The 13115-nt window shown below is 52.8% G+C and carries 18 protein-coding genes and 1 tRNA gene; 13 read left to right on the top strand and 6 right to left on the bottom strand.

Features of this window, described 5'->3' with window-relative positions; all coding sequences use genetic code 11:
• Positions 1–29: 29 nt before the first annotated feature.
• Positions 30–1427 (top strand): sigma-54 interaction domain-containing protein, encoded by a 1398-nt coding sequence (locus N902_RS0103975; RefSeq protein ID WP_084287734.1) that lies wholly within the window; start codon positions 30–32, stop codon positions 1425–1427.
• 21 nt (positions 1428–1448) lie between these two features.
• Here N902_RS0103975 and N902_RS0103970 read toward each other — a convergent pair whose 3' ends face one another.
• Positions 1449–1784, bottom strand: a complete 336-nt coding sequence (locus N902_RS0103970; RefSeq protein WP_034621531.1) for a type II toxin-antitoxin system PemK/MazF family toxin — start codon at positions 1782–1784, stop codon at positions 1449–1451.
• On the bottom strand, positions 1772–1993 hold the full coding sequence (locus N902_RS0103965; RefSeq protein ID WP_027369882.1) for an antitoxin MazE family protein: 222 nt from the start codon (positions 1991–1993) through the stop codon (positions 1772–1774). The genes N902_RS0103970 and N902_RS0103965 overlap by 13 nt, the downstream gene beginning before the upstream one ends.
• 326 nt (positions 1994–2319) lie before the next feature.
• Here N902_RS0103965 and N902_RS0103960 point away from each other — a divergent pair, with 326 nt between their 5' ends.
• Together N902_RS0103960 and N902_RS0103955 are read left to right on the top strand one after the other, a co-directional pair.
• Entirely contained in the window at positions 2320–2757 is a 438-nt protein-coding gene (locus N902_RS0103960; protein WP_084287731.1) for a NifB/NifX family molybdenum-iron cluster-binding protein, read from the top strand.
• A 3-nt stretch (positions 2758–2760) separates the two neighbouring features.
• Positions 2761–3591 (top strand): sulfite exporter TauE/SafE family protein, encoded by an 831-nt coding sequence (locus N902_RS0103955; RefSeq protein WP_027369880.1) that lies wholly within the window; start codon positions 2761–2763, stop codon positions 3589–3591.
• Between the two features lie 95 nt (positions 3592–3686).
• Here N902_RS0103955 and N902_RS20105 read toward each other — a convergent pair whose 3' ends face one another.
• From N902_RS20105 to N902_RS0103940, 3 genes are all read right to left on the bottom strand, one after another.
• A complete protein-coding gene (locus N902_RS20105; RefSeq protein WP_208596258.1) occupies positions 3687–4181 on the bottom strand; it encodes a thioredoxin family protein in 495 nt (164 codons plus the stop codon).
• Positions 4182–4193: 12 nt separating this feature from the next.
• Positions 4194–5282 (bottom strand): ACR3 family arsenite efflux transporter, encoded by a 1089-nt coding sequence (gene arsB / locus N902_RS0103945; RefSeq protein ID WP_027369878.1) that lies wholly within the window; start codon positions 5280–5282, stop codon positions 4194–4196.
• Positions 5283–5673: 391 nt separating this feature from the next.
• A complete protein-coding gene (locus N902_RS0103940; protein WP_027369877.1) occupies positions 5674–6051 on the bottom strand; it encodes an ArsR/SmtB family transcription factor in 378 nt (125 codons plus the stop codon).
• 243 nt (positions 6052–6294) lie between these two features.
• On the opposite strand from N902_RS0103940, the gene N902_RS0103935 reads away from it, so the two are divergent.
• From N902_RS0103935 to N902_RS0103895, 9 genes are all read left to right on the top strand, one after another.
• The gene (locus N902_RS0103935) at positions 6295–6711 is read left to right on the top strand and encodes a MarR family winged helix-turn-helix transcriptional regulator (RefSeq protein ID WP_027369876.1); all 417 of its coding nucleotides are present in this window, start codon (positions 6295–6297) and stop codon (positions 6709–6711) included.
• A 53-nt stretch (positions 6712–6764) separates the two neighbouring features.
• Positions 6765–7661 carry a permease gene (locus N902_RS0103930; protein ID WP_027369875.1) on the top strand — a complete coding sequence of 299 codons (897 nt, stop codon included), beginning with the start codon at positions 6765–6767 and terminating at the stop codon, positions 7659–7661.
• A 23-nt stretch (positions 7662–7684) separates the two neighbouring features.
• Positions 7685–7891 (top strand): hypothetical protein, encoded by a 207-nt coding sequence (locus N902_RS19970; RefSeq protein ID WP_027369874.1) that lies wholly within the window; start codon positions 7685–7687, stop codon positions 7889–7891.
• A 206-nt stretch (positions 7892–8097) separates the two neighbouring features.
• The gene (locus N902_RS19615) at positions 8098–8250 is read left to right on the top strand and encodes a hypothetical protein (RefSeq protein WP_153304131.1); all 153 of its coding nucleotides are present in this window, start codon (positions 8098–8100) and stop codon (positions 8248–8250) included.
• Between the two features lie 119 nt (positions 8251–8369).
• Positions 8370–8744 (top strand): ArsR/SmtB family transcription factor, encoded by a 375-nt coding sequence (locus tag N902_RS16290; protein ID WP_084287727.1) that lies wholly within the window; start codon positions 8370–8372, stop codon positions 8742–8744.
• Positions 8745–8761: 17 nt separating this feature from the next.
• Entirely contained in the window at positions 8762–9292 is a 531-nt protein-coding gene (locus tag N902_RS0103910) for a (Fe-S)-binding protein (RefSeq protein WP_027369872.1), read from the top strand.
• A 150-nt stretch (positions 9293–9442) separates the two neighbouring features.
• On the top strand, positions 9443–9883 hold the full coding sequence (locus N902_RS0103905; RefSeq protein ID WP_027369871.1) for an arsenate reductase ArsC: 441 nt from the start codon (positions 9443–9445) through the stop codon (positions 9881–9883).
• 316 nt (positions 9884–10199) lie between these two features.
• Entirely contained in the window at positions 10200–11372 is a 1173-nt protein-coding gene (locus N902_RS0103900; protein ID WP_027369870.1) for a permease, read from the top strand.
• Positions 11373–11403: 31 nt separating this feature from the next.
• Complete coding sequence (locus tag N902_RS0103895; protein WP_027369869.1) at positions 11404–11637, top strand: thioredoxin family protein; 234 nt, start codon at positions 11404–11406, stop codon at positions 11635–11637.
• A 217-nt stretch (positions 11638–11854) separates the two neighbouring features.
• On the opposite strand, the gene N902_RS0103890 is transcribed toward N902_RS0103895, so the two are convergent.
• Positions 11855–11941, bottom strand: a tRNA-Leu gene (locus tag N902_RS0103890).
• A 210-nt stretch (positions 11942–12151) separates the two neighbouring features.
• Here N902_RS0103890 and N902_RS16285 point away from each other — a divergent pair.
• A complete protein-coding gene (locus N902_RS16285) occupies positions 12152–13111 on the top strand; it encodes a bifunctional riboflavin kinase/FAD synthetase (protein ID WP_034621529.1) in 960 nt (319 codons plus the stop codon).
• Positions 13112–13115: the final 4 nt, after the last annotated feature.

Raw genomic sequence — 13115 nt, 5'->3', positions numbered from 1 at the left:
TTTTTGGTTATACTCAGGAATATCAGCTCATGCACAGAAACAAACAGGCCTCTGACCACATCCAGGATGGTTCCGCCTTTTGTGACATCACCTCTGTCGTTCCGGCTCCCTGCTGCACTATATTGGAAAGCATCAGCGACGGGGTGTTCACCATCGATACTCACAAGCGGATCACCTCATTTAACCGGGCCGCTGAAAACATCACCGGTTTTACCCAGCAGGAGGCTATTGGGCAATACTGCTTCGATATCTTTCGAGCCGATATTTGCGAACGGGACTGCGCGCTGGGTAAGACACTTTCCACAAAGACTCCGCAGATCAATCTCCCGGCTCAGATTATCACCAAGCAGGGGGAGCAAAAGCCAATCCGGCTGAGCACCAATATCCTGAAAAGCCATGCCGGGGAAGTTATCGGCGGGGTGGAGACCTTCCGGGACCTTTCCGACCTGGAAGAGCTGCGGCGTCAGATCGACCAGAAGTATGTGAAAGAGGATATAGTGGGCAAGCATCCCAAAATGCAGGCCATTCTCTCCTTTTTGCCCGATGTGGCTGAAAGCGGCAGCTCAGTGCTTCTCCAGGGACCGACTGGCACGGGAAAAGAGCTTGTGGCCCGGGCCATTCACAATTTGAGCCCCATGGCCAAAGGCCCTTTCATAGCCGTAAATTGTGCAGCCCTGCCGGAAAGCCTGTTGGAAGCCGAGCTTTTCGGGCACGTCAAAGGGGCTTTTACTGGGGCGGTGCGGGACAAGTCCGGATATTTTTTGTCCGCTGATCAGGGGACCTTGTTCTTGGACGAGATCGGCACCACCTCATTTGCCTTTCAATCCGACCTGCTGCGGGTCCTGGAAAGTCATGAATTTACTCCGGTCGGCGGGACTCAAAGCGTGAAATCCGATTTTCGGGTCATTGCCGCGGCCAACCTTCAGCTTAAGGAGCTGGTTGCCCAGGGCCAATTCAGGGAAGACCTCTTTTATCGGCTCAATGTGGTTACCCTGGATCTTCCTCCCTTAAGGGAACGTAAGGAAGATATCCCCTTTCTTGTGGATCGCTTCATTGCCCAGCTCAACCTCCAACAGGGAAGAGACATTCAGGGCATAAGTCCCCAGGCCCTCAATGCCCTGGTTTCGTATTCTTTCCCCGGCAATATCAGGGAACTGCGAAACGCCATTGAGTTTGCCTTTATTGCCTGCAAGGGACCACACATAGAGCTGGAGCATCTTCCCTCTGAGATTGTTCACGGAAACTCATCGCAGCCCTCTGAATTGTCCGCTCAGGACCAGGAAGAGGCGGAAAGAATCCAGGCCGTGCTTCACCACTGCCGACAGAACCGGGAACAAGCGGCCAAGGCTCTGGGCATCAGCCGCAGCACCCTCTGGCGGCGGATGAAAAGACTGGGAATTCTCGGTATAGCCAATCACGTTTCATAAATTTCAATCAATCACGTCTTTCTATCCCAACCCCAACCAGAAAACCAATGACCGATTAAGGCTCAGGACACCTTCTTCATCTAACTTTCCAACAACATGTACAATTTTATCTCTGGGCAATGCGACAATCTTATCCACCATAATTTGGCTTTTCTTGTTTAATCCAGTTTCCTTCGAAGGTTGAACATCAAGCCTAAAAAGAGGGGCTTCCTGGATATAACTGGTCATGGGACACACGACTATGCTTTTGTGCGTCTCATTAGCAAAATCTGTCTGTACAACAACAGCAGGACGGGGTTTCCCATATGCGCCAGGAGCAACAGCCAAAACGATGTCTCCCCTTTTTAATCCTCCCATGCCCATCCCTCATAGTCGGCTGACTGCTCAACCCAGTCCATAATCTTCTTTTCATCAGTACTTTGGGAAACAAGCAACGATTGCCTTCGTACTTCCTCAGCAAAACCTGGAGCCTTGGTATCAGGAACCCAAATTTGTACTGGCCGCAAACCAGACTTCCTTAGGCGTTCCCTATATTCCTTCATTCTTTCCTTTACATGCGTGCCCATTTCTTCCTGTCCTTATTTTTTTAGGTGTGTAACATGTTACAATCCCATTGTCAACCTATACTTGTAGGACACATAACATTACAGCGCCACACTAAAACCCAACTTAAGTACCTCCTGGAAACTCGTGCTCCTATGCGAGAGATGGGCGGTGTGGCCCAAAAAACGTGTCAGATTTGCCGGAGGCAAAGCTGACCTGAAACACGCCTGAAACCGTTTCAGAACTTGAAACACATTCCTTCCTTCTTTTGTTGCAAACCGTTCTTCCTTCATTGCATAACATATTGTTATCTTTTGCTAATTACTTCAAGGTAGAAGTTGATGCCTTTATGGCATTGAGCTTGCTTCGCAGTGGGTATCTTCATGCTGATGCAGCTTTGCCTCCGGCAAATCTGAAATATTGTTCGGGAGCAGCTATGATCCTGGGTGTTCCTCTTTTTGGTTCCAGAATATCGCCCCACTTTGGGAGTTCTTCAACTCTTGCAGTTTATGAGGTCCACGATCAGGGGATCTGCAAGAAGCACATCTGGCGGATTGGACAATCGTGCTTTGAGCATCCCATGGGTTTGGCCCGGAAATTAGCCGATTCAGATATACATATTCTGATCTGCGGAGGGATACAGAAGCAGTGCAAAGAATGGCTTATCAGGCATGGGATCAGGGTTTGGGAAAACTATAGAGGTGAAGCTGAAGAAGTCGTCACTTCGTTGCTCGCCTCTGAAACATTGTTTCAGAAATTGCAAACTGCACAAAAAGGAGGTCGTTGAGAAATGGAAATTCAAACCGTGCACATTATCGCTTTGCTCATAACCGGAGTAGGCGTCGGATTTGCTTCCGGCCTCCTGGGGGTGGGCGGATGTTTCATGATGGTCCCGGTTCAGTTCTGGGTCTTGCAATCCATGGGGGTGGACCCGACTATAGCCATCCGCATCGCCTTTGGAACCAACTTGCTGGTTGTCCTTCCCACAGCCTTCAGCGGCGCCATGACCCATCATTTTAAGGGTGCAGTGCTCTGGAAGCAGGGCGTGATTTTGGGGATTATCGCCGCTATCGGGGCCTTTTTCGGAGGCTTTCTGGCCGCCCATTTGCCGGGGGGCATTCTGACCAAGCTGTTTGGAATAGCCATCATTGCCGGCGCAATCCGGATGCTGACCGCCAAGCCGCCGAAGGCAGAGGACAAGCCTTCAGAAAACATCATCACTTACGTATTCTGGGGTATCGTCCTGGGCATCGTCTCCGGAATCATCGGCATCGGCGGCGGTGTGCTCATGATTCCGGTCATGGTCGTTTTTTTGAAATTTAAAATGCACCAGGCGGTGGGCACGTCCACAGCCTTGATGATGTTTGCCGCCATTGGCGGGGTCCTGGCCTATATGCTCAATGGTCTTGGGGTGCAGGGCCTCCCTCCGTACTCCACTGGGTATGTGAACTGGCTACAGTGGATCCTCCTGGCCGGGTGCAGCATCCCCATGGCCTTTGTCGGAGCCAGGTCAGCCCATCTCATACCTGCCAAGCAGCTCAAGTATCTGTTTATCATTGTCATGTTCTACATGGGGCTGAAGATGTGCGGTGTGTTTGCCTGGCTGGGGCTGCCCATATAGAGGATACATAGGCTAAAAGACAACCTCCCTTCCCTGCGAGTGTCAGGGAAGGGAGGTTGTGTCGGGGCGTACATGAACCGGAAAATCAGAGATCGCTATGACTCTTTTTGAAGTATGCTCTTCAGCTTTTCCTTGCTGGGAACCTTGCCCACGGCCACAACTTCTCCATTGATCATCAAACCGGGCGAACCCATAATCCCGGCCTTGGCTATTTCCTTGGGGTCCCGGACATGCTCCACGTCGGCGGCAGTCAAGTTCAGCTCGGACAGGACCTGGAAGATCTGCTGTTCCAACTGATCGCACTGAGTGCATCCCGGTCCGAAAACCTTGATTTCCAGCCCGGATCGCTCTTCCTGCACAGGGAGTCCGGCGAACTTTTTGTATTCCCGGACAAAGGCCTGAGCATGTTCCTGTTCTGCCTTGGCCGGGATGTAATTTGTCTTTTTCAGCCTGGCCAGCAGTTCTGCTTTCAGCTCTTCATCAGAGAAAGATGTTCCATATTGCGCATAGGCCTCCTCCAGGGCTTGCTTGAGGCCCATGATTCCGATTTTGATCCCATTTACGTTGATTAAGCTGTGATCTTCAGCCATTGTTCTATCTCCTTATTCCGGCTTGCAGGTTACATGGCAGACTCCGGTGAGGGTCTCCACTGCATAGGGAAAGTATTTTTGCTTCAACCATAAGGCCACGTTGACCAGGCCGATGAGGACCGGGACTTCCACCAGGGGGCCGATCACTGCGGCAAAGGCCTCTCCGGAGTTGATGCCGAACACAGAGATGGCCACGGCAATGGCAAGCTCAAAGTTGTTGGAGGCTGCGGTAAAGGATAGGGTAGTGGTCTGCTCGTAGGTGGCATTGAACTTCATGGACATATAAAACGTGATCAGGAACATGACCACAAAGTACACGCACAAGGGGATGGCGATGCGGACCACGTCCAGAGGCAGGCGGACGATGAATTCGCCTTTCAAAGAGAACATGACCACAATGGTGAACAAAAGGGCAATCAGGGTGATGGGGCTGATTTTGGGGATGAATGTGTGCATGTACCAGTCTTCGCCCTTGGTCTTTAGTCCGATGATGCGGGAGATGATTCCGGCGACAAACGGGATGCCCAGGTAGATGAACACGCTTTCGGCGATCTGGCCGATGGTCACATCCACCACCGCCCCTTCCAGACCGAACCATCCGGGCAGGATGGTGATGAAGAACCAGGCATAGACAGAAAAGAACAGGACCTGGAAAACCGAGTTAAAGGCCACCAGACCGGCGCAGTACTCGGCATCCCCTTTGGCCAGATCGTTCCAGACCAGGACCATGGCGATGCAACGGGCCAGGCCGATCATGATCAGGCCGACCATATATTCGTGATGACCGGACAAAAAGGCGATGGCCAGCAGGAACATAAGAATGGGTCCGATGATCCAGTTCTGGACCAAAGACAGGGAGAGTATCTTGACATCCTTAAACACCTCACCCAGCTTTTCGTAGCGGACCTTGGCCAGGGGAGGGTACATCATCAAGATCAGGCCGATGGCAATGGGCATGTTGGTCGTACCCACGGTCACGTAGTCCATGGCATCGGTGATGGCCGGGTAGAGGTAGCCGACAAAGACCCCGAAGGCCATGGCCAGGAAGATCCACAGAGTCAAAAAGCGTTCCAGAAAGGGGAGTTTTTTGGCTTCAGACATTACTTTGTGCCTCCTTGGTTACTTGAGGGTTCAAGGTTCCAGGCTTGCGGTTAAATATTTCTCCATTTAACTGGGTTCACGGTTCACGGTTTACGGTCACAAGAAGAAAAACATTACGGTAGGACAAAAACTGTAGTATCCAGCTTGGGTGTCAGCTATAGTCAATAAAAAACAACTAGCTTTGAAAGAACTATTGACTCTCGAGTTGCTTATCGGTTCGGGTTTCGGGCTTGCCGGATTGATCATATATGAAACGTGTGATCCTTCTCTCCGTCATTGCCCGGCCCGGAGATTCGAATAGACCGGAATCAGGCTCGCCGGGCAATCTAGGGGAAAAACAAGCTTTCTCCTGTCTTCGTTCCCAGGGTTTACCCCGCTTAATTCCGAAATGCTATTCATGGGTGTCGCAGTGCGAGCGTTGCTTCTGCATCCTGCACAGCTCCTCTGGATCATAAGAAAGGATGGTGGCCAGATCCCTGCGGTCTTGTATGAGTTGAGGTGATTCTGCCAGCTCCCGGGTCAGCCACTGGCGGAGCAGCGCAGGAAACTCATTAGTCAGTCGGTAGTAGACCCAGCGGCCTACTTTCCGGCTTTGGACTACATGTGCGTTGTGCAGGATGCTCATATGCCGGGATACTGTGGCTGTGGCCAGTTGGAGCAGCTCAGTGATTTGGCATACGCACAGCTCCTCATGGTCCATCAAGGCGGCAGTTACCCGGAGTCTATTGCCGTCTGCCAGAGCTTTCAGGATTGAGAGCGGTTGGTGCATGGCGTCTCCGCTTTTGTATAATTAGCAATAAGACGAAATATTGATATTGCAGTGGAGCATTAGTGTCAAGAAAGGATCTACGAAGAAAAAGCAATTCGCCAGGGGCAATCGCTAGGTGGTTTCAAAAAAAGGTTGACAACGTCAAATAAAATTTTATATTAAAAATGCTGCATATGACGGAGGTTGCTTTCCGGCATAAACGGCCGACAGCCAGATTTTTCCAAATCCAAAGGGGGAAGAGCAATGTTGTCAGAACCCGGCAGCACGCTTGCCGCAATTGCCTGGCACTTCGGTCCCAAAGGCTTGAACGGGGAATGCTGCGAAGATCTGTCCATGCCCGAATTCATCGCATTGGACAAGGTTTCGGCCACCCCGGATTGTTCCGTGCAGGCGGTGAGCCGGCGCCTGGGCTTCAGCAAGAGCGGGGCCACAAGAGTGGTCAACCGGCTGGAGAAAAAAGGTTACATCAAAAAACTGCGGTCTGCCGAAGACGGTCGGATATGCTGTATTGGGATCACGGACAAGGGAAAGCAGGTTCTGGAATCCGCGGATATGCGCTATCAGCAGCAGTTTGAAGAGATTGTAGCCAAAATTTCCGATTTGTCAGGCCGGGAGATCGCGACGGTTTTTTCCAGGGTGGCTGCAGCGGCAAAGGAGTGATTTTTTTTTGGACAAATGATTGACATTGACAACTATTTTAAAAGGTATGCATCATGAACAATTTGATCACCTCGCTGAAATATTTTGCGGTTATCACCGCCGAGCTCACTGTGCTCTTTATCGGGATCAGCGTAATTGTCGCCCTGATTCTGATGTATATTTCCGAAAACAAGCTCAGGCTGTGGCTTGCCAGGCGGGGGGCGGCAGGCAACGTACTCGGGGCGGTGGCCGGTTCTCTGACCCCTTTTTGCGCCTGCTCCACCATACCGATGACGCTTGGTTTCCTGAATGCCGGAGTGCCGTTTGGCTCTGTCATGTCGTTTGTGATCGCCTCTCCGCTACTCAACCCCATTATCATTGGAATGATTGCGGTCCTGATGGGGATAAAGGCCTGCCTGATCTATTTTGCAATCACTTTTGCCGGCGCCGTGTGTTTCGGGATCATCCTGGAGAAATGGGGCGGGGCGGGATATGTCAAAAACGTGCGGGTCAAAAAAGGATGCTGCGAGGGCGGGGAGCCGGAGATTCCGGCTTCTTTTCCGGGCAGACTCAGGGCGGCCCTGGCCACAGCCTGGTCTGATTTCCGGGGGGTGATGATATATCTTCTGGTCGGCGTGGGCATAGGGGCTGTGATCTACGGCTACATCCCCCAGGAATGGATCGTCCGCGTGGCCGGGCCGGGCAATCCCCTGGCCATACCGGCGGCCGCAGTCATCGGGGCTCCCTTGTATATCCGGGCCGAATCGGCCATCCCCATCGGCCTAGCCCTACTCGAAAAAGGCATGAGCATGGGGGCGGTGATTGCCCTGATCATCGGCGGGGCCGGCATGGCGATTCCGGAAATGGCCATGCTGGCAGGTATTTTCAAAAAGCGCCTGCTGGTCTCGGTGGTGGCTGTGATTTTTATCACTGCTGTGACCGGCGGGTATGTGTTTAACATAATCCTCTAGCAAAACTGAAAAGGAGGCAGATGATGTCTGAAGAAAAGAAAAAAGGGCTTTTAAAGAAAATATTCGGCGGCGGTTCGGGCTGCTGCAGCATCGAGCTTGAGGAAACGCTGCCTGAGCAGGAGGAAAACGAAAAGAACAAGGCCGAAACCGAGGAGAACAACGCCGCAAAAAAGCAGGAAAATGTCACGGGGGGATGCTGTTCAACAGGCAGCAGATCTGGTGGCAAATGATCAAACGATGCGCATGTATGGTTGAGCATTGGGATTAGCATACACAGACCAAGCGATACCGGAACTGAGGATCAGGGGTGCAAGCCATGTTGACAAATCAGCTTATATTGGCTATTTTACCAAATAAACATGGGGAGTACAAAAATACTGTTTTTCCGGTGGAGTGCAACTTCCTGTTGATGCACCAGAGAATTTGGAGGTCCTCTATGCACAGAGTGAAAAACATCCAACTCGGGTTATCAGCCGCAGAAGTCCAGGAGGTGCTGTCCATAGTTTTGGACCAGGACCGGGACAAGGCCCTGGACTTTATGCAAAATGTTTTGGGAAAAAAGGTGGAAAAGCGGTTACAGGAGCATTGAGTTCCTGTTTTCGAGGTCAGTTATGGCCCCGGACAAGCAAACAAATTTTTCTAATTCAGATTTGGCATTGACAAATCCGTATCATTGGTTATTATGCCAAATACAAAATTGAGGTGGCCATGAATCAAGACATCCGAGACCGCTATGAAGCTCGGGCCAGGATCATGAAGGCCCTGGGACACCCAAGCCGGTTGTTCATCGTCGATGAATTGAGCAGGCAGGATCGATGCGTATGCGAGCTGACCGAAATGATAGGTGCCGACATCTCTACGGTTTCCAAGCACCTGTCCATCTTACGGGAAGCCGGAATCGTGGACTATGAAAAGAAGGGCACCCAGATGCATTATCGATTGGCTGCCCCGTGTGTGCTCGGATTCTTCCGTTGCCTTGAAGACATGGTTCGGACCAATGTGCAGCGCCAGTTGCATTGCCTGCAGGATGAGGCAGAAAGGCTTGGCAATGCTCAGTGCATTGATGACTGTCAACGTCATTAAAGACCTGGGGGTGGGTTATGTTGTTGGAAAGTTATACAAAAGAAATCTTCCGGTCCAAGTGCAATACTCAGGCCCAGAGCGTGCACTGCTTTGCCCATTTGGATCAGGATATCTCGGAGGTCATTCCCTATTTGAACGCCGAACTGGGTGGAGATGCCTTTACCAGGGAACCGCCTTCGGTAACCTTCAAAGCCCACGGGAAATTGATCACCGTGCACCCGGACAAGATTGCCATCAACGCCCTGCAGGACGAAGAAGAGGCTGAAAAGATCTGTCGATGGCTGCAAAGCGAGATCAACGATATCTGGGAGAGGCGGGATGAGATTGAACCCCGATACGCAGCCAGGGGACAGCCCCAACTCCTGAAAGTTCTCAAGCTCTTGCCAACAAATGCCCAATGTTCCAAGGAGTGCGGTCAGCCTACGTGCATGGTTCTGGCTAAACTGGTGGCTGAAGGAGCCAAATCCCCAGAGGACTGCCCGCATATTGAACCGGATAATCTGGAGCAAATGGAGCAGTATCTGGCCCAGTTTGAAATGGAAGTATAAGGGTCAATAGTTCTGGTTCACTGTTCACAGTTGGTGCGCAGAGCGCATAGGGCATGGCGCATAGCGAAGAATGAAGAAGCGAGAAGAAGCTCACAGCAAAAGTCCAAAATGCTGTACAAGGACTTCAGACCGTAGAGAAGGCATGCCAATATGGATAAAAAGAAGGTTCTTTTTTTGTGCACCGGCAACTCCTGCCGCAGCCAGATGGCCGAAGGGTGGGCCAGGCATCTGCTTCATGAGCAGATTGAAGCTGTCTCAGCCGGGGTGATCAAGCATGGAGTGGACTCTAGAGCAATCAAGGTCATGGCCGAAGCCGGGGTGGATATTTCCGGGCAGGAGTCCAAGACAATCGATGAATTGCCAGATCAGAGCTTTGATGCCGTGATCACCCTGTGCGATGCTGCCAATGAGAGCTGCCCATTTTTTCCCGGACAGGTGATTCGCCTGCATCAGGGGTTTGACGACCCTCCCAGCCTGGCCAGGAACGCCCCAGACGAGGAAGGCGCACTGCAGATCTATCGCCGGGTCAGGGACGAGATACGGGATTTCGTTCTGAACTTGCCGGAGCGGATAGAGGACAAGAGTCTGTAGTCGGTGGCTACAAATTTGAAATCTGTGCCACAGCCGGCTTCAGAGACCGGGCGTGATCGCATATGAACGGGTTACCCCCCTCTTGGTCATTGCCCGGCCTGGGTCATACGAATACACCGGGATCAGACTCTCCGGGCAATCCAGGGGAAGCCGTTCTGTCTGCTCTGGATTCCCGCCTTCGCGGGAATGACGCACATAGTGGAATCTTGTTTAATGCCAGGGCTGAGTCCGGCCGTTGAGGAACTCCGAAAGAACTGAAATTTTTTGGCTGTTTTGCCAAATAGTGATTAAAGACTTGAAGGAGTGGGAGATGAACATGAAGGAACGGTATAAGCTACTGCTCCTGGTGGCGTTTTTTCTGGTTGCCTACTATGTGCCCTGGAATCATGAAGTCATTCGTCAGGCCGGTTTAGAGGCCTTTATGATGCTCCGGGAGTATGCCCGGGAGCATGTATTGACTTGCCTCATCCCGGCCTTTTTTATCGCCGGGGCCATTGCCGTATTCGTGTCCCAGGCTTCAGTGATCAAATACTTTGGGGCCCAGGCCAACAAGTTTCTGTCCTATTCTGTGGCCTCGGTTTCCGGGACTATTCTGGCTGTATGCTCCTGCACCGTCCTGCCCTTGTTTGCCGGCATCTACTCCAGAGGGGCCGGGATCGGTCCGGCCACGGCTTTTCTGTATTCCGGTCCGGCCATCAATGTTTTGGCCATTGTGTTCACCGCCCGGGTCCTGGGCTGGCAGCTGGGCCTGGCCAGGGCCATCGGGGCCATAGCCTTTGCGGCCATTATAGGTCTTTGCATGCATTTCATATTTCGCAAAGAAGACCAACAGCGCCAGGCCGGGCAGATGCACCTTCCCGAAGATGAAGATACGGGCCGCTCTTTGCTCCAAAACGGCCTGTACATGCTGGTCCTGGTCTTTATTCTCATCTTTGCCGCCTTTGCCAAGCCGGCCCAGGATGCTGCTGCATTGTGGCAGGCCATCTTTCAGTTTAAGTGGTTTGTGACCGCCGGTCTGCTGATAGTTCTGGGATTCATGCTCAAATCCTGGTTTGAGCGCCAGGAGCTTGGGGAATGGGTCCAGTCCACCTGGGGCTTTATGAAGCAGATCTTTCCCCTGCTTTTCGCCGGGGTGCTCTTTGCCGGTTTCTTTCTGGGAAGGCCCGGCGAAACGGCCCTGATTCCGGAACGGTTTATTGCCGACCTGGTGGGCGGCAACTCCCTGCAGGCCAATGTCATCGCCGCCCTGGCCTCGGCCCTGATGTACTTCGCCACCCTGACCGAGGTCCCCATCCTGCAGGGACTTCTCGGCTCAGGCATGGGCCAGGGTCCGGCCCTGACCATGCTTTTGGCCGGCCCGGCCCTGTCCCTGCCCAACCTGATCGTTATCGGCAGCGTCATGGGCTGGAAAAAGACAGGAACATTTGCTGGATTGATTGTCGTCCTCTCCACGATCACCGGCATGGTCTATGGCGCATTTATCGTTTGATACAAACGTAAATTCCAACAGGAGGTGAGCTATGGATATCAAGGTTCTCGGACCCGGGTGCGCCAAATGTGAACAGACGGAAAAACTGGTCAAGGAAGCAGTGCAGGAAGCCGGCGTTGAGGCCAAGGTGGAAAAGATGACCGGGACCATGGATATCGCCAAGTACGGAGTATTCGGCACTCCGGCCGTGGTGGTGGACGGTGAGGTCAAAGTAGTGGGCAAGGTGCCCTCCAAGGAGGACATCAAAAGCTGGATTCAAGGGTAGTACTCTTTCGATCCCGCAGAAGGAGGGCAACCAGGCTGGCTGCCCTCCCAAAAACATACATGACCCTGGTCTGCGCAGGATCTCTGCCCCCTGATGCATGCTGCTCTTAGCCGGGAAAACCAGATCTGAACGGCTGGACCGATCCGGGGGCAAACTCGGTCTTGAAACAAAAAAAGCTCCGAAGTCTTGATCAAGACTTCGGAGCTTTTTTTGTACATGGTGCCGAAGGGGAGATTCGAACTCCCACGGGCTAATGCCCACTAGACCCTGAACCTAGCGTGTCTACCAGTTCCACCACTTCGGCGCAAAGCGATTTTCTATCTCAAATGATGCCGTTTGGCAAGCCCTGCGGGCCAAAATTTTTCATTTTTGTTTTATCTTTTGATTTCAGAATCTTATACTTTCACCCCCGCATCCGTCGGTTTTCATCCCCGGCTGGCTACTTGCTATGCGGATTCTTTTGGGGTAGCACATGGGCAACCCGCCCTTTCTGGGCCTTGCAAGGATACGGGCAATGAACGTAGTACACACCATTTCCGAGCTTTCCTCCGACGACCTCAAACACGGCTCCTGCGTGACCATCGGCAATTTCGACGGCGTGCACCTCGGCCACCAGGCCCTATTGCACCGGACCAAGGAACGAGCCAGAGAGCTCGGACTGGCCAGCATTGTGGTCACCTTCGACCCCCATCCGCTGCGGGTCATCCTGGGCCAGACACCACCGTTCATCACCCTGATTGACCAGAAAATGTCTCTCCTGTCCGCCATCGGCCTGGATCACACCGTGTGTCTGCCCTTTACCAAGGAGATGGCTCAGCTCTCCCCTGAGGAGTTTGTCCAGCTCTACCTGGTCCAGGGGCTAAAGACCAGGGCCCTGATCATCGGCCACGACTACGTCTTCGGCAAGGAAAAGCGAGGCAACTACCAACTGCTGACAGAGCTTGGACAGCGGCACGGGTTTGCCGTGGAGAAGATCGAGCCGGTCTACAAAAACGGGGATGTGGTCAGCTCCACCCGGATCCGCACCCTGGTCCAGGACGGACAGGTTGAACAGGTCAGGCCCCTGCTGGGCCGCTACTACCAGGTTTCAGGATCCGTCATCCAGGGACACAAAAGAGGAGGCCCCATTCTGGGCATTCCAACGGCCAACCTGAAGCTGGTGGACGAGCTCTTTCCCCAGCCCGGGGTCTATGCCGTCTGGGCCGAACTGGAGGGGGATATCCTTCCGGCCGTGGCCAACGTGGGCCACAACCCCACCTTTGGGACCAATGCCCTGTCCGTGGAGGTGCACATCCTGGATTTTGCCCGCGACCTGTACGATAAGCATCTGCGGATCAATTTCGTTCGACGCATCCGGCCGGAACAGAAGTTTGCAGGGATCGAGGAACTCAAGTCCCAAATCCACCGGGACATCGACCAGGCCCGCACCATGCTCAGCGATCCGGAAACCTTTATCTACACTTGCAAAGCATGACTCC

This window comes from Desulfovermiculus halophilus DSM 18834, assembly GCF_000620765.1.
GTDB classification, from domain to species: domain Bacteria; phylum Desulfobacterota; class Desulfovibrionia; order Desulfovibrionales; family Desulfothermaceae; genus Desulfovermiculus; species Desulfovermiculus halophilus.
This window is presented reverse-complemented; position numbering and strand designations above follow the sequence as displayed.